This window comes from Caulobacter segnis ATCC 21756, from assembly GCF_000092285.1.
Taxonomy (GTDB): domain Bacteria; phylum Pseudomonadota; class Alphaproteobacteria; order Caulobacterales; family Caulobacteraceae; genus Caulobacter; species Caulobacter segnis.
In genome coordinates, this window is record NC_014100.1 from 3,656,382 (window position 1) to 3,678,672 (window position 22,291).

The 22,291-nt window shown below is 68.7% G+C and carries 24 protein-coding genes and 1 pseudogene; 12 read left to right on the forward strand and 13 right to left on the reverse strand.

The features are described 5' to 3' along the window. Nucleotides 1-25 precede the first annotated feature (25 nt). Nucleotides 26-769 (reverse strand): histidine utilization repressor, encoded by a 744-nt coding sequence (hutC, locus tag CSEG_RS16730; RefSeq protein ID WP_013080412.1) that lies wholly within the window; start codon nt 767-769, stop codon nt 26-28. An 80-nt stretch (nt 770-849) separates the two neighbouring features. Between hutC and hutH the strand changes: the two genes are divergently transcribed. Then, nucleotides 850-2,388 (forward strand): histidine ammonia-lyase, encoded by a 1,539-nt coding sequence (gene hutH, locus CSEG_RS16735; protein WP_083778415.1) that lies wholly within the window; start codon nt 850-852, stop codon nt 2,386-2,388. Nucleotides 2,389-2,518: 130 nt separating this feature from the next. Here the strand turns inward: hutH and CSEG_RS16740 are convergent, their stop codons facing one another. Continuing rightward, a complete protein-coding gene (locus CSEG_RS16740; RefSeq protein ID WP_013080414.1) occupies nt 2,519-4,066 on the reverse strand; it encodes a glycine betaine ABC transporter substrate-binding protein in 1,548 nt (515 codons plus the stop codon). Next, complete coding sequence (locus CSEG_RS16745) at nt 4,059-4,823, reverse strand: ATP-binding cassette domain-containing protein (protein WP_013080415.1); 765 nt, start codon at nt 4,821-4,823, stop codon at nt 4,059-4,061. The genes CSEG_RS16740 and CSEG_RS16745 overlap by 8 nt, the downstream gene beginning before the upstream one ends. A 148-nt stretch (nt 4,824-4,971) precedes the next feature. Between CSEG_RS16745 and CSEG_RS23000 the strand changes: the two genes are divergently transcribed. Beyond that, on the forward strand, nt 4,972-5,124 hold the full coding sequence (locus CSEG_RS23000; protein WP_193852707.1) for a hypothetical protein: 153 nt from the start codon (nt 4,972-4,974) through the stop codon (nt 5,122-5,124). Nucleotides 5,125-5,201: 77 nt separating this feature from the next. Here CSEG_RS23000 and CSEG_RS16750 read toward each other — a convergent pair whose 3' ends face one another. Continuing rightward, on the reverse strand, nt 5,202-6,074 hold the full coding sequence (locus CSEG_RS16750) for a LysR substrate-binding domain-containing protein (protein WP_013080417.1): 873 nt from the start codon (nt 6,072-6,074) through the stop codon (nt 5,202-5,204). Between the two features lie 118 nt (nt 6,075-6,192). Here CSEG_RS16750 and CSEG_RS16755 point away from each other — a divergent pair, with 118 nt between their 5' ends. After that, nucleotides 6,193-7,176: a sodium-dependent bicarbonate transport family permease gene (locus CSEG_RS16755; protein ID WP_013080418.1), complete on the forward strand. Its 984-nt coding sequence runs from the start codon at nt 6,193-6,195 to the stop codon at nt 7,174-7,176. 13 nt (nt 7,177-7,189) lie between these two features. Here the strand turns inward: CSEG_RS16755 and fliE are convergent, their stop codons facing one another. The 3 genes from fliE to flgB are packed head-to-tail and all read right to left on the reverse strand — an operon-like array spanning nt 7,190 to nt 8,386. Further along, the gene (gene fliE / locus CSEG_RS16760; protein WP_013080419.1) at nt 7,190-7,501 is read right to left on the reverse strand and encodes a flagellar hook-basal body complex protein FliE; all 312 of its coding nucleotides are present in this window, start codon (nt 7,499-7,501) and stop codon (nt 7,190-7,192) included. 10 nt (nt 7,502-7,511) lie between these two features. After that, a complete protein-coding gene (gene flgC / locus CSEG_RS16765) occupies nt 7,512-7,931 on the reverse strand; it encodes a flagellar basal body rod protein FlgC (RefSeq protein WP_013080420.1) in 420 nt (139 codons plus the stop codon). Nucleotides 7,932-7,942: 11 nt separating this feature from the next. Beyond that, the gene (gene flgB / locus CSEG_RS16770) at nt 7,943-8,386 is read right to left on the reverse strand and encodes a flagellar basal body rod protein FlgB (RefSeq protein WP_041538715.1); all 444 of its coding nucleotides are present in this window, start codon (nt 8,384-8,386) and stop codon (nt 7,943-7,945) included. 105 nt (nt 8,387-8,491) lie between these two features. Here flgB and CSEG_RS16775 point away from each other — a divergent pair, with 105 nt between their 5' ends. From CSEG_RS16775 to CSEG_RS16785, 3 genes are read left to right on the forward strand one after another with little or no spacing between them, the layout of a single operon-like run. Beyond that, nucleotides 8,492-8,800, forward strand: a complete 309-nt coding sequence (locus CSEG_RS16775; protein ID WP_013080422.1) for a flagellar biosynthetic protein FliO — start codon at nt 8,492-8,494, stop codon at nt 8,798-8,800. Further along, nucleotides 8,797-9,597, forward strand: a complete 801-nt coding sequence (fliP, locus tag CSEG_RS16780; RefSeq protein WP_041538350.1) for a flagellar type III secretion system pore protein FliP — start codon at nt 8,797-8,799, stop codon at nt 9,595-9,597. The genes CSEG_RS16775 and fliP overlap by 4 nt, the downstream gene beginning before the upstream one ends. Before the next feature lie 41 nt (nt 9,598-9,638). After that, nucleotides 9,639-10,550, forward strand: a complete 912-nt coding sequence (locus CSEG_RS16785; RefSeq protein ID WP_013080424.1) for a ribokinase — start codon at nt 9,639-9,641, stop codon at nt 10,548-10,550. 48 nt (nt 10,551-10,598) lie between these two features. On the opposite strand, the gene mopJ is transcribed toward CSEG_RS16785, so the two are convergent. The 5 genes from mopJ to CSEG_RS16810 form a co-directional block, all read right to left on the reverse strand. Continuing rightward, the gene (mopJ, locus tag CSEG_RS16790) at nt 10,599-11,093 is read right to left on the reverse strand and encodes a motility/cell cycle regulatory protein MopJ (RefSeq protein WP_083778416.1); all 495 of its coding nucleotides are present in this window, start codon (nt 11,091-11,093) and stop codon (nt 10,599-10,601) included. Nucleotides 11,094-11,288: 195 nt separating this feature from the next. Further along, a complete protein-coding gene (locus CSEG_RS16795) occupies nt 11,289-11,708 on the reverse strand; it encodes a Ros/MucR family transcriptional regulator (protein WP_013080426.1) in 420 nt (139 codons plus the stop codon). A 227-nt stretch (nt 11,709-11,935) separates the two neighbouring features. Then, nucleotides 11,936-13,156, reverse strand: a complete 1,221-nt coding sequence (locus CSEG_RS16800; protein ID WP_013080427.1) for a DUF2336 domain-containing protein — start codon at nt 13,154-13,156, stop codon at nt 11,936-11,938. A gap of 58 nt (nt 13,157-13,214) precedes the next feature. After that, the gene (locus tag CSEG_RS16805) at nt 13,215-14,099 is read right to left on the reverse strand and encodes a crotonase/enoyl-CoA hydratase family protein (RefSeq protein WP_013080428.1); all 885 of its coding nucleotides are present in this window, start codon (nt 14,097-14,099) and stop codon (nt 13,215-13,217) included. A 235-nt stretch (nt 14,100-14,334) separates the two neighbouring features. Beyond that, nucleotides 14,335-15,669, reverse strand: a complete 1,335-nt coding sequence (locus CSEG_RS16810; RefSeq protein WP_013080429.1) for a cytochrome P450 — start codon at nt 15,667-15,669, stop codon at nt 14,335-14,337. A 164-nt stretch (nt 15,670-15,833) separates the two neighbouring features. Here CSEG_RS16810 and CSEG_RS16815 point away from each other — a divergent pair, with 164 nt between their 5' ends. The 6 genes from CSEG_RS16815 (at nt 15,834) to CSEG_RS16840 (ending at nt 22,040) form a co-directional block, all read left to right on the forward strand. Further along, nucleotides 15,834-17,501, forward strand: a complete 1,668-nt coding sequence (locus CSEG_RS16815) for a GMC family oxidoreductase (RefSeq protein ID WP_013080430.1) — start codon at nt 15,834-15,836, stop codon at nt 17,499-17,501. Nucleotides 17,502-17,514: 13 nt separating this feature from the next. Continuing rightward, nucleotides 17,515-19,053: an acyl-CoA synthetase gene (locus CSEG_RS16820; RefSeq protein WP_013080431.1), complete on the forward strand. Its 1,539-nt coding sequence runs from the start codon at nt 17,515-17,517 to the stop codon at nt 19,051-19,053. A 274-nt stretch (nt 19,054-19,327) separates the two neighbouring features. Continuing rightward, nucleotides 19,328-20,662 carry an Nramp family divalent metal transporter gene (locus tag CSEG_RS16825; RefSeq protein WP_013080432.1) on the forward strand — a complete coding sequence of 445 codons (1,335 nt, stop codon included), beginning with the start codon at nt 19,328-19,330 and terminating at the stop codon, nt 20,660-20,662. A gap of 55 nt (nt 20,663-20,717) precedes the next feature. Next, complete coding sequence (locus CSEG_RS16830) at nt 20,718-21,167, forward strand: MaoC family dehydratase (protein ID WP_013080433.1); 450 nt, start codon at nt 20,718-20,720, stop codon at nt 21,165-21,167. 82 nt (nt 21,168-21,249) lie between these two features. Continuing rightward, the gene (locus CSEG_RS16835) at nt 21,250-21,567 is read left to right on the forward strand and encodes a DUF1272 domain-containing protein (RefSeq protein ID WP_013080434.1); all 318 of its coding nucleotides are present in this window, start codon (nt 21,250-21,252) and stop codon (nt 21,565-21,567) included. A 2-nt stretch (nt 21,568-21,569) separates the two neighbouring features. Next, the gene (locus CSEG_RS16840; protein ID WP_013080435.1) at nt 21,570-22,040 is read left to right on the forward strand and encodes an OsmC family protein; all 471 of its coding nucleotides are present in this window, start codon (nt 21,570-21,572) and stop codon (nt 22,038-22,040) included. A gap of 62 nt (nt 22,041-22,102) precedes the next feature. Here CSEG_RS16840 and CSEG_RS23400 read toward each other — a convergent pair. Further along, a pseudogene (locus CSEG_RS23400) lies at nt 22,103-22,287 on the reverse strand (CsbD family protein). Nucleotides 22,288-22,291: the final 4 nt, after the last annotated feature.

The following is a 22,291-nucleotide window of genomic DNA, read 5'->3' on the forward strand; positions in this document are numbered from 1 at the left end:
GCGGCGCCTTGCGCGCCCCGAAGACTTAGGCGCTCGGCCCGAACCTCGCCACCAGATCGTAGGCGTCTCCGGGGAAGATCTGGCGCACGCGGGTGACGCCGCGCCCTTCCCGCCAGGTGCGGCGATCGACCATCAGACACGCCGCGCCTTCGTCCAGGGCCAGCAGACGGGCGACCTCGGCGTTGGCGTTGACCGCGCTGATCCGGCTCTCGGCCTCGGTCCAAGCGACGTGCTCCAGCAGCCACGCGCCGGGCGTGATCTCGGCGAAGTCTTCAGCGTCCATCTGTGGCGAGGCCGCGAGTGCGACCAGGCGGCGCTCCAGTGCGAAAGGGCGACCGCCGGCGTCGTGGACGCCGTCCAGCGCCAGCAGCTTGCCGCCGGAGGCCAGTTCGACCTCGCCCGGCGCCTCGCGATCCGCATCGCGCACGACGCGCGCCAGCAGGCGGAAGGCGTAGGCCTCGCCCCGCGCCTCGATCTCGGCCTGGATGTCGGGGATGTTCAGGACGGGCGCGTGAACCTTGGGCCGCGCCACGAACGAGCCGGCCCGCTTGCGGCGGACGATCAGCCCGGCCTCGACCAGGGCGGTCATGGCCTTGCTCACCGTCATGCGAGCGCAGCCGTACTGGCCCATCAGCTCGGTCTCGAACGGCACGCGGTGGCCCGGCGGCCAGGCGCCGGAGCGGATGCGGCGCTCGATGTCCTCGCGGATCCGCAGGTGAAGCGGCGCGCCGCTCGGCCCAGGAGTCTCTTGAACGCGCGCGTCGGTCACTGGACAAGCCTCATCATTCGCAAATATGACTATACATATTAGCGGGCCGCAAGAGCCCGCCGCCTGTCGTCGACCGCCATCTGGAGACCCGAGTGACCGAGCTTGTTCTGACCCCCGGCGACGTGCCTCTGGCCGACTGGAAGGCGATCTATCGCGGCGCCGGCGCGCGGCTTGCCGACGGCGCCTGGCCGGTGATCGCCGCCAGCGCCGAGGCGGTCGAGCGCATCCTGGCCAAGGGCGAGCCGATCTACGGGATCAACACGGGCTTTGGGAAACTGGCCAGCGTTCGCATCGGCGACGAGGACCTGGCGACCCTGCAGCGCAACATCGTCCTCTCGCACGCCGCCGGCGTCGGCGAGCCGTCGCCCATTCCGGTCGTGCGCCTGATGATGGCCCTGAAGCTGGCCAGCTTGGCGCAAGGGGCCTCGGGCGTGCGGGTCGAGACTGTGCGCCTCCTGGAAGCCATGCTGGTCCAGGGCCTGACGCCGGTGATCCCGTGCCAGGGCTCGGTCGGCGCCTCGGGGGACCTGGCGCCGCTGGCGCACATGGCCGCGACCATGATCGGGGTCGGCGAGATCTTCGTCGGCGGGGCGCGCGTCCCGGCCGACCAGGCGCTGAGTGACGCGGGCCTTTCGCCGCTGACGCTGGGCCCCAAGGAGGGTCTCGCCCTGCTGAACGGCACCCAGTTCTCGACCGCCAACGCCCTGGCCGGCCTGTTCGAGGCCGAGCGCCTATTCCAAACGGCTCTGGTCACCGGCGCCCTGTCGACCGAGGCCGCCAAGGGCTCGGACACCCCCTTCGATCCGCGAATCCACGCCCTGCGCCGCCACGCCGGCCAGATCGAGACCGCCGCCGCCCTCCGCGAACTGATGGCGGGTTCGGCCATCCGCGCCTCGCACCTGAAGGAGGACGAGCGGGTTCAGGACCCCTACTGCCTGCGCTGCCAGCCCCAGGTGATGGGCGCGGCGCTGGACGTGCTGCGCCAGGCCGCGACCACCCTGGCGACCGAGGCCAATGGCGTCTCGGACAATCCGCTTATCTTCCCGGAGGCCGACGAGGCCCTTTCGGGCGGCAACTTCCACGCGGAGCCGGTGGCCTTCGCCGCCGACATGATCGCCCTGGCGGTCTGCGAGATCGGCTCGATCGCCGAGCGCCGCATCGCCATGCTGGTCGACCCGGCGCTGTCCGGCCTGCCCGCGTTCCTGACGCCGAAGCCCGGCCTGAACTCGGGCTTCATGATCCCGCAGGTCACGGCCGCGGCCCTGGTCTCGGAGAACAAGCAGAAGGCCTATCCGGCCAGCGTCGACTCCATCCCGACCTCGGCCAATCAGGAGGACCACGTCTCGATGGCCGCCCACGGCGCGCGACGCCTGCTGGCCATGGTCGAGAACGCCGACGCCGTGCTGGGGATCGAGTTGCTGGCGGCCGCGCAGGGCTGCGACTTCCACGCGCCGCTGCGCTCCAGCGCCGTTCTGGAGGCGGTCCGCGCCTTGACGCGGGAGAAGGTCGCGCACCTCACCGACGACCGCCACTTCCATCCGGACCTCAAGGCCGCCAACGCCCTCGTGCGCTCGGGCGCGGTGATCGCAGCGGCGGGGGAACTGCCGGGCGTAAACTGAGACGCGCAAACGCCCCCTCCGTCTCGCCGCCGATGGCGACGATCCACCTCCCCCGCACGCGGGGGAGGATGGGCGTTTTCGTCCTCACCCGTGGCGCGATGCGGATACGCATCGTGACGGAGGGGGCGCTTCAGCGCGCCAGCATCGCCGCCGCCTCGGCCGGACTCTTCTTGCCGGCGTCGCGGTCGACGGCGTAGTTGGCCGCCTGCATCGCCCTGACGTCGATGGATCCGCCGAGCGGCTTCAGGGCCTCGATCAGGCGCCGATCTCCCGCCCGCTTCGGCGAGACCAGGATCACCGCGTCGTAGGGCGGCAGCGCGCCTCTGGGGTCGGTCAGCAGGACGAGGTCGTCTGCCGCGATCCGCCCGTCGGACGAGAAGGCCGAGATCACGTCCGCCTCGCGGCTCTCCAGGGCCCGGTACATGAAGGTCGGCTGGAACTGCCGCTCAGCCTTGAAGCGCAGGCCGTACGCCGTCACCACCGCCGCCCATTCCGGCCGCGAGAAGAACTCAAGATCGCCGCCCATCGTCAGGTCCGGCGCACGGGCGGCCAGGTCGGCCAAGGACTTGATCCCCAGGGCCTCCGCGCGATCGCGGCGCATGGCCAGGGCGTAGGCGTTCTCGAAGCCCAGCGGCGCCAGCAGCACCACCCCGTCGCGGGCCTCCAGTTCAGTCCGCAGGCCCTCCAGCACCGCCTGGCGGCCGGGGTTGTCCTTCCGGTTCAGGACGTTCGCCCAGAGCGTGCCGGAGTAATCGACATAGGCGTCGATCTCCCCGGCCGCGAGCGCGCGGTAGGCCACCGCTGAGCCGAGGTTCACACGCCGCTGGACGCTCGCGCCTTCGCGCTCGAGCCGCCCCGCCATCAGCTCGGCCAGGATGTACTGCTCGGAGAAGTTCTTGGCGCCGATCACATAGGCCGGACGGCCTTGGGCGAGCGCGCCAACGGCCAGGGGGGCCAGCGCGGCCAGCAGGCCGATCGCCAGGCCCGCGCCGCCCGCCAGGAAGCGCTTGCCGTCCCGCCGCGCCACGCCGGCCTCGATCAGGCCCAGCAGCGCATCGACGACGATCGCCAGGCCCGCCGAGGCCGCGCAACCAACCAGCACCGCCACCCAGTCCTCGGTCTGGAGCCCCGAGAAGATGTAGTCGCCCAGCGAGGTCTGGCCAACGGGCGTCGAGAGGGTCGCCGCGCCGATGGTCCAGACCGCCGCCGTGCGCACGCCGGCCATGATCACGGGCGCGGCCAGGGGCAGCTCGACCCGCCATAGGCGCTGACGGTCGGTCATGCCGACGCCCCGCGCCGCCTCGACCACCGCCGGATCGATACCCGAGACGCCCGCCGCCGCGTTCCGCAGGATCGGCAGCATCGAATACAGCGTCAGGGCCAGCAGCGACGGCAGGAAGCCCAAGGCCGAGAAGCCCTGGCCGAACACCCGCTCAGCCAGGCCCGAGAGCAGCAGCAGCACCGGATAGAACAGCGCCAGCAGGGCCAGGCTGGGGATGGTCTGCACGAGGCCGGCGCCGCCCAGGGCGACCCACTTTAGGCGCGGGCTGCGCGCGGCGGCGATCCCGAGCGGCAGGGCAATGGCGAGGCCCAGGACAAGCGCGCTGGCCGAGAGGGCCACATGCCAGCCCAGGCGCTCGGGCAGCACGGCGAGGGCCGCGTCGAAACGGTCAGCCACGCGCCAGCTCCGCGAGGCGTTGCGCCTGGCGTTTCGGCGCGGCGATCAGGTCGGCGACGACAGGATCCGGATGCCCGGCGAGGAGCGATCTCGGCGACGCCTGGGCCAGCACCTTGCCATCGGCCATCACAACCACCTCGTCGGCCAGCAGCAGCGCCTCGCCGACATCGTGGGTGACCATCACCGTGGTCAGGCCCAGCGCCTCGTGCAGACGCCGGACGTCATCGGCCAGGGCGACGCGAACCACGGGGTCCAAGGCGCCAAAGGGCTCGTCCATCAGCAGGATCGAGGGCCGCGCGGCCAGCGCTCGAGCCACGCCGACGCGCTGCCGCTGACCGCCTGACAATTGCGCCGGCGCGCGGTCGGCGATGTCGCGCGGCAGGGCCACGAGGTCCAGAAGCTCGTCGGTCCGCGCGGCGATCACCTCGCCAGGCCAGCCCAGCAGAGTGGGCGTGATCCCAATGTTCTGGGCGATGCTCATGTGCGGAAAGAGGCCCGTCTCCTGGAAGGCGTAGCCGATCCCCCGGCGCAGCGCGTGCCCCGGCCGTCCGGCGATGTCCGCGCCGTCGATCAGCACGCGGCCGGAGGTCGGCGCGATCAGCCCGTTGATTAGCTTCAGCAGCGTCGTCTTGCCCGCGCCCGATCCGCCGACCAGGGCCACGAAGCGGCCCTTGGCGATGCGCAGGTCGGTCTCGCGCAGGACAGCTTGGCCGTCGTAGGCCTTGCTCACCCGGTCAAGGACGATGGCGTCGGTCATGCAAGCTCCCGGCGGCGCGATAATCGACCTTCGCCGGTTCCGAGCCGGAAATCAAAGCCAGGGTGCGACAAGGCGGCGCGCGACAGGTCGTCCGGTTCGCGAAGGCCGAGTCAATCTCGACCATGGGCGCATGGTTAAGGAGCGCCTGATGCCCTTCGCGTCGCAGACCCGCCCGTTCGATCCCCGCGCCCGCCGGCCCCGTCAGTGGCCGTTGGGCGTCGCGGTGTTCGTCGCGGCCGTGTTGAACGCGATCGTCTGGGGCGGCCTCTTGTCGGTCGCCCGCGCGTTCCTGGGTCTGTGAGCTTAGCGGTTTTGCATTTTCTCCCCCGAGCGACTTGAAGGCCGCGTCCGACCTGGGCGCGGCCCTTTTTTCTTCTCTCAACCCCTTTGCGCGACCGCGCGGTCCAGCGCCGCCAGCACGTGCTCGGCCAATCGATCGGCGGCGGGCCCGGCCTCGCGGTTGCGGATCAGCGCGATCTCGCCGTCGGCCAGGGGCGGCGCGTCCTCGCCGATGATCGCGAGGTCGTCGGGCACCATGGCGCGCGGCAGCACCGAAACGCCAAGCCCCGCCCTCAACGCCGCCAGCTGTCCCGCCACCGAGGGGCTCGTATAGGCGATGCGCCAAGCTCGTCCGGCTTCGTCCAGAGCCGTGGTCGCCCGGCGACGATAGACGCAGGGCGACGGCGCGGCGATCAGCGACACGACCTTGGTCGAGGCCAGGTCCTCGCCGTCGCGCCCGACCCAGACCAGCGGCTCGCGCCAGACCCGCACGCCCAGCTCCCCGCCCAGGGGCTCGCGCTTGACCAGGGCCAGGTCCAACTCGCCGGCGCTCATCCGGTCGAGCAGCCGAAGGGTCAGGTCGCAGGTGACCGACAAGGCGATGCGTGGGTGGCTGCGAGCGAAGGCGCCCAGCACCGCCGGCAGGTGAGCGGTGGCGAAGTCTTCCGGCGCGCCCAGCCGCACCTCGCCCTCGACCTCGTCGGCCGCCAGCGCCGCGATGATGTCGTCATTGACCCGCAGCAGCCGCCGCGCCTGGGCCAGGAACACCTCGCCCTTGTCGGTCAGGCTGACCCGGCGCGCGTCGCGCTGGAACAGCGGCTCGCCGATCAGGTCCTCCAAACGCCGCACCTGCAGGCTGACCGCCGACTGAGACCGACCCAGGCGCTCGCCCGCGCGGGTGAAGCTGCGGCTTTCGCTGACCATGACGAAGGCGCGGATCAGATCGAGGTCGAGATTCGTCGCGTTGGGCATGGCCGAGCTATTTCATTTTCTCATGATAACGATGCAATCAATGATCTTATCGAATTGATCAAGCGTGGCTAGAGCACCGCCGCGCCTCGATTGGAGGCGGGACAAGGAGCTCATTCAAATGGATCTGGCCCAGGGTCTGGCGCAGGCCGGCGGCAACCTCACCCAGCCGGCGGTGCTGTTCTTCGTGCTGGGGGCGGGCGCGGCCCTGGCCGGCTCGCCGCTTCGGCTGCCCAAGGGGGCCATGAGCCTTCTGTCTATCTATCTGATGCTGTGCATCGGGTTCAAAGGCGGCGCCGAAGCCCGAGCCCACGGCCTGGATCCGACCTTCGTCAGCGCCGGTCTGGCGGGGCTGGGCCTGGCCCTGCTGCTGCCGGTCCTGGCGTTCGCGGCCCTCCGCCGCGTCGGCCTGACGACGGTCAACAGCGCGGCGGTGGCGGCGCACTACGGCTCGGTCTCGGTGGTCACCTTCGCAGCGGCGCAGAGCTATCTCGCCTCGATCGGCCACGCCCCCGCCGGCTACATGTCCGCCGTCCTGGCGCTGATGGAAACGCCCGGCGTCCTGGTCGCGGTGACCTTGGCCAAGCTGATGTCCCCGGACGAGGCGCGCTCGGCCTCGACGGGCAAGCTGCTGCACGAGGCGCTGCTGAACCCCGCCGCCGTCGTGTTGCTGGGCAGCTTCGCGGTCGGCCTGATCGCGCCGGCTCCGAGCGCGGCGAAGCTGAATGTCTTCGTCGGCCCGATGTTCCAGGGGGTGCTGTGCCTGTTCCTGCTGGAGCTGGGCGTGACGGCGGCCGAGCGGCTGCGGGCCTGGCGCGAAGTACGGCCGGCTGTGGTGGCGATGGGCGTGGCGCTGCCTCTGGGCGGCGCGGTCCTGGCGCTGGGCCTGGGTTGGCTGGTGGGCCTGAGGAACGGCGAGCTGGCGGTGCTGACGGCCCTGGCGGGATCGGCGTCCTACATCGCCGCGCCGGCGGCCATCCGGCTGACCCTGCCCAAGGCGGACGCGGGCCTTTGCCTGACGCTGTCGATGGGCGTGACCTTCCCGTTCAACATCCTGCTGGGCGTTCCGCTCTACGCCCAGCTGGCTCTAGCGCTCAGTCGCTAGGGCGAGATGCCGACTAGATCGGCATCCGCATGATTTCCTGGTAGGCCGAGATCACCTGGTCGCGGACGGACATCACCGTCTCCAGGCTGGCCTCGGCCGAGCTGATGGCCGTGACCACGTCGACCAGTTCGGCCTTGCCGGCCACCTGGTCGGCGATCTTGTGTTCGGCGACCTTCGAGGCCTTGGCGGCGTCGGTCATGGCGGACTTCAGGATGTCGCCGAAGTCGAGACCATTCTTCTGGCCCCCGCCGATCGAACCGACGGAGCCGACGCCCATGGCGCCGGAGGTGGCGTAGGCCTTGGCGGCGGCGAGCGCGGTGATCATGGCCTAGCCCCTACTTCTTGAGGATGTCGAGGGTGCGCGATTCCATGACGCGCGCCGTCTCGATGACATTGAGGTTGGCTTCGTAGGCGCGCTGCGCCTCCTTCATGTCCAGCGCCTCGACCAGCGAGTTGACGTTGGGCAGCTTGACGTAGCCATTGGCGTCGGCGGCCGGATTGCCGGGGTCGTACTCGGTCTTGAAGTCACTCTGGTCGGGATCGACGCGGACCATCTGGACGCCCTCGGCGCCCTGGACCTTGGTCGGCCGGAAGATCGGCAGTTGCCGGCGATAAGGGTCGCCGCCGGCCGTCGTCGCCGTCGAGTTGGCGTTGGCGATGTTCTCGGCGATGACCCGCATGCGGCCCTGCTGGGCGCGAAGCGCGGACGCCGCCACGGCCATGGCCGCCATCGATTGCGATTTGATCTCCGGCATCGCCTAGCTCCTCAGCCGTTCGGCTTGCGCGCCGCCATGCGCAGCATGGTCATGGACTTCTGGTAGAAGCTGATCGCCGCGTCGTAGTTCATGCGCGCGTTGGTCATCTTGATCATCTGGTCCTCGAGCGACACGGCGTTGCCGTCGAGCGTGGTTTCCGAATCGGCGCCGGCCGTCGCCCGCCAGGCGCTCGGCGCGTTTGACGGCGCCAGGTGCGAGGCCGAGGTTGCGATCATCCGCACCCCGTTGGTCGGCGCGGCGACGCCGCCGCGATAGACCGCGCCCGACGTCTGGTTCATCAGCGAAGCCTGGAAACTGAACTGCTTGAGGTCCTGCGGGCGATAGCCGGCGGTGTCGGCGTTGGCCACGTTCTGGGCGACAAGCCTCTGGCGCTCGGTCAGATAACCGAGGCGGCTCTTGAGCATGCCGAAGAGAGGGATGTCATCCGGACCCATGACGAACATGGTGAAGAAACAGGGTTAATTCGACATTAAGAACCGTAGGGCACACCAGGGGTGTCGGGGGCCTTTCCCTGCGCCATCTTGTCTCGCTTGGCCGTCATGCCCGTCATCGAATTCATCCGCGCCCTGGCCGCGCTGGCGATCACCCTGGGGCTGATCGGCCTAGCCGCCTGGGCCCTGCGCAAGTTCGGTCCCGACGCCGTCGGCCGGATGATCGCCGCGCGTCAGGATCGCCGCCTGAAGATCGTCGAGAGCCTGGCGCTGGATCCTACCCGCCGCCTGCTGGTGGTCAGCCTGGACGGCGAGGAGCGCCTCGTCCTGTTGGGCGACGGCAAGCTGCTGGACTGGACGCCCGCCGCCTGCCCGACCGATTCCATGTCCGTTTCCGCTCCGGAGCCCGTGGCCTGATGCGCGACCTGATCAAATCCCTGACGGGCGCCAAGCCGGAAGACCTGCGGCGCGCCGCGATCATCTCGGTGCTGGCCGCCATCGCGTGCGCGGTCATGCCGGCCGCGGCCATGGCCCAGTCGGCGGTGAACATCAATCTGGGCACCGGCGCCGGTCTCACCGACCGGGTCGTGCAGCTGGTCGCCCTGATGACAGTGCTGTCCCTGGCGCCGTCGATCGTGATCATGACCACCTCGTTCGTCCGGATCGTGGTGGTGCTGGGCCTGCTGCGCACCGCCATCGGCGTGCAGTCGAGCCCGCCTAACCCGGTGATCATCAGCCTGGCGCTGTTCCTGACCGCCATCGTCATGGGCCCGACCTTCGAGCGCTCATACGACGCCGGCATCAAGCCGCTGCTGGACAAGCAGATCGAGCTGCCGGAGGCCTTCGACGCCGCCAGCGGTCCGGTGAAGCAGTTCATGCTGAGCCAGGTCGATCGCGACGATCTCGCCCTGTTCGTCCGCCTGTCCAAGATCCCGCAGCCGAAGACCGCCGAGGACACGCCGATCAAGGTCGTCACGCCCGCCTTCATGATCTCGGAGCTGAAGCGCGCCTTCGAGATCGGCTTCCTGCTTTTCATCCCCTTCCTGGTCATCGACCTGGTCGTCGCCAGCGTGCTGATGAGCATGGGCATGATGATGCTGCCCCCAGCGACGATCAGTCTTCCGTTCAAGCTGATATTCTTCGTGCTAGTGGACGGCTGGCGACTCGTCGCCGGCAGCCTCGTCGAGAGCTTCCAGCGCGGCGGGGCGGGTTAGCGTCACCCCAATAGATCCACAAGACGACCCAGAAGACGACCATGACGGTATTTGTTCTCGGCTCCATCAATCTAGACGCGGTCGCGCGGGTCGATGACCTGCCGCGCCCAGGCGAGACCGTGGCCGGTCGCTCGCTGGAGCTGTTCCTGGGCGGCAAGGGCGCCAACCAGGCGGTGGCCGCGGCCCGGATGGGCGCACCCACCCGCCTGATGGGCGCGGTCGGCCAGGACGACAGCGGCGCCAGCCTGAAGACCAAGCTCATGGGCTACGGCGTCCAGGTCAGCGACGTGCTCGAGCTGGCCGACGCGCCCACGGGCCAGGCTCACGTCTGGGTCAGCGCCAGCGGCGAGAACATGATCGTCGTCACCGCCGGCGCCAACGCCCTGGTGACGCCCCAGCAGGTGGCGGGCGCGACGCTGGAGGGGCAACGGATCCTGCTCTGCCAACTGGAGACCCCGCCGACCGCGATCGAGGCGCTCTTCCGCGCGGGCGCGGCCAAGGGCGCGTTGCGCATTCTGAACGCCGCTCCGGCCTTGCCGCAGGGCGCGGCGCTGTTCCCGCTGACCGACATCCTGATCCTGAACCAGACCGAACTGGCGACTTACGCCAAGCTGGACCACGAGCCGGTGCGCCTGGAGGAAGTCTCCCTCGCCGCGCGCAAGCTGATGAGCCGCCCGGACCAGACCATCATCGTCACCCTCGGCGCGACGGGCGTCGCGGGCGTCCGACGCGACGAGGCCTTCCTGGTCGAGGGCCGAAAGGTCAAGGCGATCGACACGGTGGGCGCGGGCGACTGCTTCTGCGGCGCGCTGGCCGCGGCCCTGGCCGCCAACATGGACCTGCGCGACGCGGTCGAGATGGCGAACGCGGCGGCGGCCTTGTCGGTGCAGAAGTCGGGCGCGGCGCCGTCCATGCCGAACCGGCGCGAGGTCGAGGCTTTTCTGGAGCGCTAGCCTGAGGCTAGCGCGTCGCCCCGCCGCGGCGATGATCAAGTGCGGCGGCTAAGCGGCGCGGATGCCGGAGCTGCTCTCGGCCTGGGCGCCGACGATCGCGTCGTAGCCGAGGATCATGTCGACGTCCTTGCCGTTGCTGGCCAGCGGCAGGCGCAGCCACAGGATCGACATGTGCGGCGCGCCGCGCCAGGCCAGGCTGTGGACACCGACGCCCGGACGGCGGTCGTCGACCACCTTGTCCAGTTCCTTGCGCCAGTAGTCGGCCGCGGCGGTGTTGTAGACCTCCGACAGGCTCTTGCCCGTGATCTCCCGACCATAGACGCCGTAAAGACCGGTGCCGGCCAGCCGCAGGCGGTAGTCGCGCGGCTCGCGCACGACATCGATCAGGCTGACGGTCGGCAGCAGGCGCTTCATGCTGGACGGGTGCAGGTCCACGCGTCCCGGGAGACCAGCCCCCCGGCGGAGGGACGCCCAATAGGCGAACATCTCCTGGTGAGCGCGCGCCGCGGTAGCGGATGCGCTCAATTGCGCGGACATCTTCAGAGTCCCCTACAAGCCTTTGGAATCACTTCGATTCACTATCGCTTAAGGAACGAATCGCGGGCAAGCGAAAAACGGGCTCCGCGACAAGATTTCCTCAAAGAGTCAACAAACAGAAACGCCCGCCTTCCGGGTCCGGACGACGGGCGTTTCGATGCTGCAAACCCGGCTCACGGCCAAGCTTTTGTTCGGACTCGACTATTTGCCCTTGCGCGCCGGCTTGCGGCCGCCTTGGCCCAGGCCCATCTGCTTGGCCAGGTTCGAACGCGCCTCGGCGTAGTTCGGGGCGACCATCGGGTAATCCTTGGGCAGACCCCACTTGGCCCGATAGTCTTCGGGGGTCATGTCGTACTTGGTGCGCAGGTGGCGCTTCAGCGACTTGAACTTGCGACCGTCTTCCAGACAGATCAGATAGTCCGGCGTGATCGAGCGCTTGATCGGAACCGCGGGCTCCTTGGGGGGCGCGGGCGGTTCGGCGGCCGGCGAGCCCACGGTGGCCAGAGCTTGGTGCACTTGCTTGATCAGAGCAGGCAAGTCAGCGGTCGCGACCACGTTGTTGCCGACATAGGCGGAGACAATACCCGCCGTCATCTCAATCAGATCGGATTGATCTTCCATATGGCCTCGCCCGTCGACAATCTTTTTGCTGATACGGACTGATTCACACACCAGTCGAGGCGTGCATACAAAGATTGGCTGCTCCGGGCAATACGGGCAACTCAAGATAACAGTTGTAAAAAGCCAGTGTTCAAAATCGCAGCTTGACCCATAAAAGGATGTGCAAGGGTGGCTGAGTTCCTAAACGCTATAAACCGGCGGCATCGGAAACCAATGATATCCGGCCGTTAACGCCCGAAATCGCGAGACAGCGCTAACAACGCGGGCCGATGAGGCTTCGAGTATTCGTCTATCGCGCTTTCATCGTCTTGTCGGAGGGCTTTTAACAACGCTGGCGAGAGACCAGAGGTCATCGACCAGTTCCAGTAGCGCAGCACCGTCTGGGCGCGATCCACCGACAGCGCGTCGTATACGATCAGCGCTCGCTCCAAGGCGTGATCGGTCGCGCCGCTGCGATCAACGTCTTGCCGCCGCAGGCCCCGCCACAGGGCGCGCAACGCCGTCCTCGGCAGACCGGCGGCCTTGCACAGCATGGCGAGCGGCTCCCCGCCCGGGTCGGTGAAGATCTTGGCCCCCGTGACGGGTTTCAGCCCCGCCAGGTAGGAGATCTCCTCGCCGATCTCCGGCGTCAGCTCCGCCTCGGCCGCGGCGACCGCGGCCTCCAGGCTACCGAACGGGCTCTTGCGCGCGGCCTCAGGGTTGCGCTGGCGGCGGCCGATGAAGTCGAGCGCCTTGCCCGACAGGGCGTCGTCCGGCCCGGGCGCCGCGGCGTCGAGCAGGTCTTCGACCGCTTCCTCCAGAATGTCCCGGGCGATGGCGAAACGCTGCAGGATGCTGAGGCGCGTCTCGGCGTCGGCCCACCAGAAGAGGACATAGGCGTGGCTGGGCCGCAGCTCCGCCCGCCGCAGCAATAGCGGGGCCAGATGCGGCGCGTCGCGGCTGGTCGCGACCAGGTGCTCGACGCCATGGTGGCTGAGCCGCGCCAGGTCGTTGCGCAGCAACGCTTCGGCCACGGGCTCCTCGTCCATGTCGATCAGGGCGTCCGTGACGATCTCACTGACGCCGCGTCGCAGGGCGATCAGGCGGCGATGCTCCGGACCGGCCTGGTAGAGACAGGCGATCAGGTCGGCGTCGCTGAGTTGCGCGGCCTCCTCAAGCAGCGGTCGCGCCACCGACAGCGTGTCCCGCAGCAGCACGCGCGCCAAAGGCCCGGGCGGATCGCCCATCAGCGCCAGGCGCTGGGCCACGCGCTCACGCTCGACCAGGCTGGCGTCGCGCAGCAGCTCCACCAAAAGGTCGCTGGTCATGGCCCGCTCGAAGGCGTTGATCCGGCTGGCGGGCAGGCAGACCACGTCGGCGAGGCGCTTGAGCAAAGTCGCGCGGGCGCGCAACGCGGACGCCTCTGTCCGCGACTCTTCCGGCAGCGGAATCGGCGCCCGTTCGCTCATCGGCCCAAGCAGACCATTTCAGGCTTAACGCGCGATGAGCGGCCGCGCGCCCTGGGGCCTAGCGGAACTCCGGGTCGACCCACTCGGGCCAGATGTCGGGCAGGTCCGCCGAGACCTTGTTCGGATAGACCGGCGCGCGCTTCTCGAGGAACGAGGTCACGCCCTCCTTGGCGTCGCCCGAGGCCCCGCGCGACTGGATCGCCCGGCTGTCGGCCTTGTGCGCTTCCATGGGGTGCGAGGCCCCGGCCATCCGCCAGAGCAACTGACGGGTGATGGCCACCGAGACCGGGGCGGTGTTGTCGACGATCTCGCGGGCCAGAGCGCGAGCGGCGGGCAGCAACTCGTCGGGCGCGTGCAGCGAACGGACGAGGCCCCGCTCAAGGGCCTCCTGGGCCAGGAAGACGCGGCCGGTGTAGCACCACTCCAGCGCTGTCTGCAGGCCGACCAGGCGTGGCAGGAACCACGAGGAAGCCGCTTCCGGATTGATCCCCCGGCGCGCGAAGACGAAGCCGAACTTGGCTTCGGTCGAGGCCATGCGGATATCCATCGGCAGCTGCATGGTGACGCCCACCCCCACCGCCGCGCCGTTGATCGCGCCGATGATGGGCTTGAGACTGTCGTACATGCGCAGGGTCACCCGTCCGCCGCCGTCGCGGTAGACGTCGCCGACCTTGCCCTCTTCACGCTCCACCGCCTGAGGCGAGCTGCGGTCGAAGGTGGCGCCGCCGCCGCCGAGGTCCGCGCCCGCGCAGAAGGCCCGGCCCGCGCCGGTCACGATCACGGCCTTGACCGCGTCGTCGGCGTCGGTGACGTCGAACACCTCGATCAGGTCCTTCATCATCCGCGCGGTGAAGGCGTTCATCCGGTCAGGACGGTTCAGGGTGATCGTCGCGATCCCATCCTCGACGTCGTACAGCAGGGTCTCGAAAGTCGGCTTCGACATGGCGCTGGCCTCCCGGCGGTTTCTTTTTCAAACGATCGTATGACCCAGCTACGGGCGAGCACAAGGTTTTCGTCCGAACGCGTCCCTACGCGATATGGGTCGAGTGCGGCGGCTGGTCGCAACGCCAATCGGCCCAAGCTTAGCCATGCTCGCCTGGTCTGGTTCCCCCCAATCAGGCGGTCTCCAAGCGTCGGCGGCGAAGCCCCCCTTCGTCGCCGACGCCCCTTCTCCTCTGTCAGCCCCGCTTCACGCCCAGCTTGCTGATCGCGTGCACGAAGTTGTTCGGGGCGATCTCGATGTCCCCGGTCCAGTTCAAATCTGGGAACCGCGCCAGGATCTGGCGGTAGGCCTCCTCCAGCTGGATCTGCGCCACGCGCTTGCCGACGCAGGTGTGCGGGCCGTAGCCGAAGGCGATGTGCTTGCCGGCGTTGGCGCGGGTGACGTCCAACTGGTCGGGGTTCTCGAACATCGCCGGATCGCGGTTGGCCGCGCCGTAGTACATGATGACCTTCTCGCCCTCGCGGATCCGTTGACCGTTGACCTCGACATCGCGGGTCGCGGTGCGGCGCATGTAGATCACGGGGCTGACCATGCGGATGAACTCGTCGACCGCGCCGGGCAGCAGCGAGGGATCGGCGATCAGCTGCTGCTTCTGCTCGGGGAACTCGGTCAGCAGCTTCATCGCGCCGGACAGGGTGTTGCGCGTGGTGTCGTTGCCGGCGAAGACGATCAGCAGCCACGAGCCGTCCAGATATTCGTCCGACAGAACCTCGCCATCGACCTGGGCCCGCGCGATGGCGGTCATCAGGTCTTCCTTCGGATCCTGCCGCCGCTTGTGCAGCATGGTCCGGCCGTACTCGAACATCTCCTCGACGTTGTTGTTGAAGTCCATGACGAACTGCATGAGCTCCAGCGTCGGCTGCAGCGGCGCGTTGGCCTGCTGGACCGCCAGGTCCTGGGCGCGCTCCAGGTAGTGCATCCAGGTCAGGAACTTGGGGCGGTCCTCGGGCGGCACGCCCAGGATCTCGCACAGCGTGAACAGCGGCAGCACCGACGAGAAGTGCTCGACCATGTCGATCGCCGCGCCGCCCGCCAGCTTGGGCTCCATCTCGTCCAGCAGCCGCGTGACCTCGCCCTTCACCCGCTCGGTCAGGCCCCGCAGATAGGCCGGCGTGAAGTAGGGCATGTGCTCGCGGCGCAGCTGCAGGTGATGCGGCGCGTCCATGTTGATCATGGTGTCCATCGAAGCGCGGAACAGCAGCGCGTGGCGTTTTTCCGGCGCGCCCATCGACATCAGGATACCACCGCGCTGGGACGAGAAGGCCTCGGGATCGCCGTTGACCCGGTGCACGTCCTCGTAGCGCGTGAGGGCCCAGAAGCCCGGCCCGTCGAACGGCTCCCGGTGCCACATGACCGGGGCCTCACGCCTCATCCGGGCGAAGTCGGCCCAGGGCTGGCCCTTGGTGAAGCGGAAGATGTCGGCTAGGTCGACGCCCTCTAGCGTCGGGTAGGTCGGGGGCGTCCCGGGTCCGGCCACGCCATCCACCACCGTCTGGCTGATCAGGTCCATCACGCGTCTCCCTGGAACATTGTTATGCGCCGACGATAGCGCGGAAAGGCGACACGGGAACGGCGCCGCGACGGCAACTTGCGCGATCAGCGAACCTGGGCGCATCCTCCCAACTGAACACTGATCACGCGGGTCACACGCGGGGGAGTGAAGGGAGAGAGACGATGACCGGGATCATCGAGGCCGACTACGTGATCGTGGGCGCGGGATCGGCGGGCTGCGTGCTGGCCGCCCGTCTGTCCGAGGGCGGCAAGTTCAAGGTCGTGCTGCTGGAGGCCGGCGGCGACGACCGCCCGACCAAGAACCTCTCGCAGTTCGCCTCGAACCTGATGATCCACATCCCGGTCGGCTACTCGTCGACGCTGAAGGATCCCAAGGTCAACTGGCTTTACACCACCGAACCCGACCCCGGCACTGGCGGCCGCAGCCACGTCTGGCCGCGCGGCAAGGTGCTGGGCGGCTCGTCCTCGATCAACGGCCTGCTCTACATCCGCGGCCAGCACGCCGACTACGACGGCTGGCGGCAGTTGGGCTGCGCGGGCTGGGGTTGGGACGATGTCGCGCCGTACTTCCGCCGGGCCGAGCACCAGGAGCGCGGGGCCTGCGACTGGCACGCCACCGGCGGGCCGCTGAACGTCTCGGACGTGACGACCAAGCATCCGGTGTCGGACGCCGTCATCAAGGCCTGCGAACAGGCCGGCATCCCGCGCAACGACGACGTCAACGCCGGCAGCCAGGAAGGCGCGACCTACTACCAGCTGACGGTCAAGAACGGCCAGCGCTGCTCGGCGGCGGTGGCCTATCTGCACCCGGCGATGAACCGGCCAAACCTCCAGGTCGAGACCAACGCCCTGGCCGGCCGCATCCTGTTCGAGGGCAAGCGGGCGGTCGGCGTCGAGTTCCGCCAGAACGGTCAGAAGCGCGTCGCCATGGCCAAGGCCGAAGTGATCCTGGCCGGCGGCGCGATCAACTCGCCCCAGCTGCTGCAGCTGTCGGGCGTCGGGCCCGGCGAGCTGCTGAACCGTCACGGGATCGAGGTCGTCGCCGACCTGCCCGGCGTCGGGGAGAACCTGCAGGACCACTACGTGATGAGCGTGCGCTACCGTCTCAAGGCGGGCGTGGTCTCGGTCAACGAGCAGAGCAAGGGCGGCCGCCTGGCGGGCGAGGCGCTGAAGTATCTCTTCCAGCGCAAGGGCCTGCTGACCCTGTCGGCCGCCCACATCGCCGCCTTCTGCAAGTCGCGTCCCGACCTCTCGGGACCGGACATCCAGTTCCACATCCTGCCGGCGACCATGGACCTCGATAAGCTGGTCAACGAGCAGAAGATGGAGCTGGAGGCCGCGCCGGGCCTGACCATCGCGCCCTGTCAGCTGCGTCCGGAAAGCCGCGGCCACATCCGCATCAAGTCGCCCGACCCCAGCGTCTATCCCGCCATCTTCGCCAACTACCTGGCCGATCCGCTGGACCAGGAGGTCGCGGTCGCGGGCCTGAAGTGGGCGCGCAAGATCGGCGAGGCGCCGGCGCTTTCGCCTTTTGTCGACCACGAGATGGACCCCGGCGCGGCCGTCGCCAGCGACGTCCAGTTGCTGGAGTACGCGCGGCTGGCGGGCTCGACCATCTACCACCCGGTCGGCACCTGCCAGATGGGCCACGGACCGATGGCGGTCGTCGACGATCAGCTGCGCGTGCGAGGCCTGGAAGGCCTGCGCGTGGTCGACGCCTCGGTCATGCCGCGCCTGGTTTCCGGCAACACCAACGCCCCCACCATCATGATCGCGGAGAAGGCCTCGGACATGATCCTGGGTCGCGCCGCCCTTTCCGCCGCCGCCTGATCGGGAGACGACGATGCACCCCTTCCACCACGCCCAGAACCAGGCCGACAAGGCCGCCTACATCATGGCCGGCTCCGGCGAAACGGTGACCTACGGCCAGCTGGACGCCAGCTCGAACCAGGGCGCGCACCTCTTCCGGTCGCTCGGTTTGCAGCGGGGCGATGTCATCGCCCTGATGATGGAGAACAACGCCCGCTACTTCGAGATCGCCTGGGCGGCGCAGCGGGCGGGGCTCTACTTCGTCTGCGTCTCGACCAAGCTGACGGCGGCCGAGGCGGAGTACATTCTCGAGGACTGCGGCGCGAAGGTGTTCATCACCTCGCCGGCCATGGGCCCGGTCATCGACGAGATCGCCAAGGCCCTGCCGGGATTGACGCTTTACGCCGTCGGCGGGGCGCACAGTCCCTGCGCCGACTTCGAGGCCGCCCGCGCGCCGATGCCGACGACGCCGATCGCCGACGAGAGCGCGGGCTCGGACATGCTCTACTCGTCGGGCACCACGGGCCGCCCCAAGGGCGTGAAGCCGGCGCTCAGCGACCTGCCGATCGACGCGCCGCACGCGCTGCAGATGATGGCCCAGGGCCTGTTCGGCTTCACCGGCGACAGCGTTTATCTCTCGCCCGCGCCGCTGTACCACGCCGCGCCGCTGCGCTGGTGCATGGTCGTCCACAAGCTGGGCGGCACGGTGATCGTCATGGAGAAGTACGAGCCGGAGGCGGCGCTGGCTCTAATCGAGAAATACAAGGTCACCTGCGGCCAGTTCGTGCCCACCCACTTCGTGCGTATGCTGAAGCTGCCCGAGGATGTCCGGACCAAGTACGACGTCTCGTCGATGAGGTCGGCGATCCACGCCGCCGCCCCCTGCCCCGTGCCGGTCAAGGAGCAGATGATCGCCTGGTGGGGCCCGGTGATCTACGAGTACTACGCGGGCACCGAGGGCAACGGCTTTTGCTGGATCAACGCCGAGAACTGGCTGACCCACAAGGGCAGCGTCGGCCAGGCGGTGCTGGGCGAGCTGCGCATCTGCGACGAAAACGGCGACCCGCTGCCGCCTCGCACGGAAGGTACGGTCTACTTCGCCAACGGCCCCGCCGTGAACTATCACAACGCCCCGGAGAAGACGGCCGAGAGCTACAACAAGCACGGCTGGACCACGCTGGGCGACGTGGGCTGGGTCGACGAGGAGGGCTACCTCTACCTGACCGACCGCAAGAGCTTCATGATCATCTCGGGCGGGGTGAACATCTATCCGCAAGAAATCGAAAACTTGCTGATCACCCATCCCAAGGTCGCTGACGCCGCCGTGGTCGGCGCGCCGTGCGAGGAGATGGGCGAGAAGGTCGTGGCGGTCATCCAGCCGATGAACTTCGGCGACGACCAGGTCGCCCTGGCCGAGGAGCTGATGACCTTCGCCCGCGCCAACCTCAGCCACGTGAAGTCCCCGCGCCGCATCGACTTCATGGCCGAACTGCCCCGGCACCCGACCGGCAAGCTCTACAAGCGGCTGATCCGCGACGCCTATTGGGGCAAGGGCGAGAGCCGGATCGTGTGACGGCTCGTGGATGGCGCCTGAAGGGTCGGGCGCGCTAGCCCCGGCGCATTCGTCCGCCGGGGCCGCCGCTGGGATACGCGCGGACTCGCCGGGGACCGGGGAGACGCGGGGCGAGCTTGAATGGAAGGTTCCAGCGCCGCCGCCGTTCCGGCCGGTTCCCTGGTCGGCGCTGCAAATCGGCGGGCGCGCTAAATTCGCCTCCTAGGCGAGCAGCTTCGCCTAAGTTCCGGGCGACGGGCTGACAAGCCCGGCGACGCGCCCCTAACTAGGCCGCATGTTCGCCGCCCTGCTCGACCGCCTCCCCAAGACCGCCACCGCCCCGTTCTGCCCCTCGGAGGTGCGCGGGGCCGTCGCCGTGCCCAATGGCCTCCCGACCTGGAAGCGGATGCTGCGGGTGGCGGGCCCCGGCTTGCTGGTCAGCGTCGGCTACATGGACCCCGGAAACTGGGCCACCGACATCGAGGCCGGCGCCCGCTACGGGACGTCCCTGCTATTCGTCGTGGTGCTGTCGAGCCTGGCCGCCATCGTGCTGCAGACCCTGTCGATGCGTCTGGGCCTGGTCACCGGCAAGGACCTGGCCCGCATGTCGCGCGACCAGTTCGGGCCGCGCGCGGTCAAGGTTCAGTGGCTGCTGGCGGAGCTGGCCATCATCGCCTGCGACATCGCCGAGGTGCTGGGCACCGCCCTGGCCTTCAAGCTCTTGCTGGGCGTGCCGCTGTGGGGCGGGGTGCTGCTGACGGCGCTGGATACGATCATCATCCTCGGCCTGAAGGGCAAGGGATTCCGGCAGCTGGAGGCCATCATCCTGGGACTGATCTCGACGGTCGGGATCTGCTTCCTGGTCCAGCTGATCCTGGCGCCGCCGGACGCCGGCGAGGTCGCCCGCGGCCTGGTCCCGTCGCTCGACGCGCTGCAGCAGGGCAACGCCCTCTACCTAGCGATCGGCATCCTGGGCGCGACGATCATGCCGCATAACCTCTACCTGCATTCCTCGATCGTGCAGACGCGGCTGACGCCCGCCGACGAGCCGGGCAAGCGGGCGGCCATCCGGCTCTCGACCATAGACACCGTCGTCTCCCTGCTGCTGGCGCTGTTCATCAACGCCGCCATCCTGATCCTGGCCGCCTCGGCCTTCCACGGCTCGGGCCTGACGCAGGTCGCCGGCATCGAGGAGGCCCACCAGCTGCTGGCGCCGGTCACCGGCGGCGCGTTGGCCGGCGTGCTGTTCGCCATCGCCCTGTTCGCCTCGGGTCAGAGCTCGACCTTCACCGGCACCATCGCCGGCCAGGTGATCCTGGAGGGCTTCCTGAACCTGAAGATCCCCTGCTGGCAGCGGCGGCTGATCACCCGGGGGCTGGCCATCGTCCCGGCCCTGATCGGCGTCCTGACCTTGGGCGAGCACTCGGTCGGCAAGCTGCTGGTTTTGACCCAGGTGGTGCTGTCGGCCCAGCTGCCCTTCGCCATCTGGCCGCTGCTGCGCTTTACTGACGACAAGGCTTTGATGGGCGCGTTCGCGAATGGCTGGGTCACCAAGGCGGTGGCCTGGTTCCTGTTCGTGGTGATCTCGGCGGCCAATGTCTGGCTGGTCGTGAGCACCTTCTCCGGTTGACCTGGGCGGCGCAGGCTGGTCTCTATCCAAACAAATGTTTGGGAGAGAAATCGCCATGAAGGAAGTCGCCTACGCCGACCTCGCCGGCCTGGTGGGCCAGGAGCTTGGGGTGTCCGACTGGGTGGAGGTCACCCAGGAGCGCGTGAACCTATTCGCCGAGGCCACGGGCGACCACCAGTGGATCCACGTCGACGTCGAACGCGCCACGAAAGAGATCGGCGGCCCGATCGCCCACGGCTTTCTCACCCTGTCGCTGATCCCGATGCTGGGCGCGGGCATCCTGCGCGTCACCGGCGTCACGCGCGGCATCAACTACGGCTGCGACAAGGTCCGCTTCACCGGCATGGTGCGAGTCGGCAAGCGGGTGCGCATGCGCCAGAAGCTGGTCAGCGTCGAGCCCAAGGCGGGCGGCCTGCAGATGAAGAACGAGTGCACGATCGAGATCGAGGGCGAGGAGCGTCCGGCCTGCGTCGCCGAGACCATCTCGGTCATCTACGGGGCCTGAGGCTCGTCCGAAATCGAGGGATCGCCGTCATTTCTCCCGGCGACCGTTCGCGCTAGCGAGCGACCACCGCCGGGAGATTGGCATGCTGGAACTCCGTCCCAACTGCGAGCTCTGCGATCGCGACCTGCCGCCGAACGCGATCGACGCTCGCATCTGCAGCTACGAGTGCACCTACTGCGCCGCGTGCGCCGACGATGTTCTGAAGAACGTCTGCCCGACCTGCGGGGGCGGCCTGTCGCCACGACCCATCAGGCCCGAAAAGGCCTATCGGCATCCAGAGATTTCGCTTGGCCTGCTCTTCCATCCGGCCGGCCGAACGCGCAAACACAGCCGCTGGGACCGCGAGGCGATCGCCGCCATGACCGCGCGGCTTGCGAGCGTCCCGCCAGAGGAGCGCTGACCATGGCCAAGCAGCACGACTACACCAGCCTGATCGAATGGACGGGGGATCGCGGCGAGGGCACGCGGAGCTACAAGGGCTACGACCGCACCTGGCAGGTGCGCACGCCGGGCAAGCCGCCGATCGCCTGCTCCAACGATCCGCTGCTGGGCGGCGACCCGACCCTGCACAATCCCGAGGACCTGCTGCTGTCCTCGCTGAGCGCCTGCCACATGCTCTGGTACCTGCACCTGGCCTCGAACGCGGGGATCGTAGTGCGCGGCTATCGCGACCAGCCGCTTGGCGTGGGCGAAAGCACGCCGGACGGCGCGGGCCGCTTCCTGCGCGCGACGCTTCGCCCGCACATCGTCGTCGAGCATGGCGCGGACCTGGCCAAGGCCGACGCCATCCATCACGAGATCCGCAAGGTCTGCTTCATCGCCCGGTCGGTGAACTTCCCGGTCGACTACGCGGCGACCTACGAGGAGGTCTGAGCGGACAACAAAACGGCCGCCGGATTGCTCCGGCGGCCGCTTGTTCAGTCGTAAGCGGGCAGTCAGCGCGCTTGATCGCGTCGCCGATTTTGTCCTGGGCCTTGCCGACCTTGTTCTGAATGTCGCCCTTCACCTTCTGGGCGGCGCCTTCGGCTTCGAGGCGTTCGTTGTCGGTCATCTTGCCTACGGATTCCTTGACGGCGCCCACGCCCTTATCGACGGCGCCTTCGACACGATTGGTGCTCATGGCT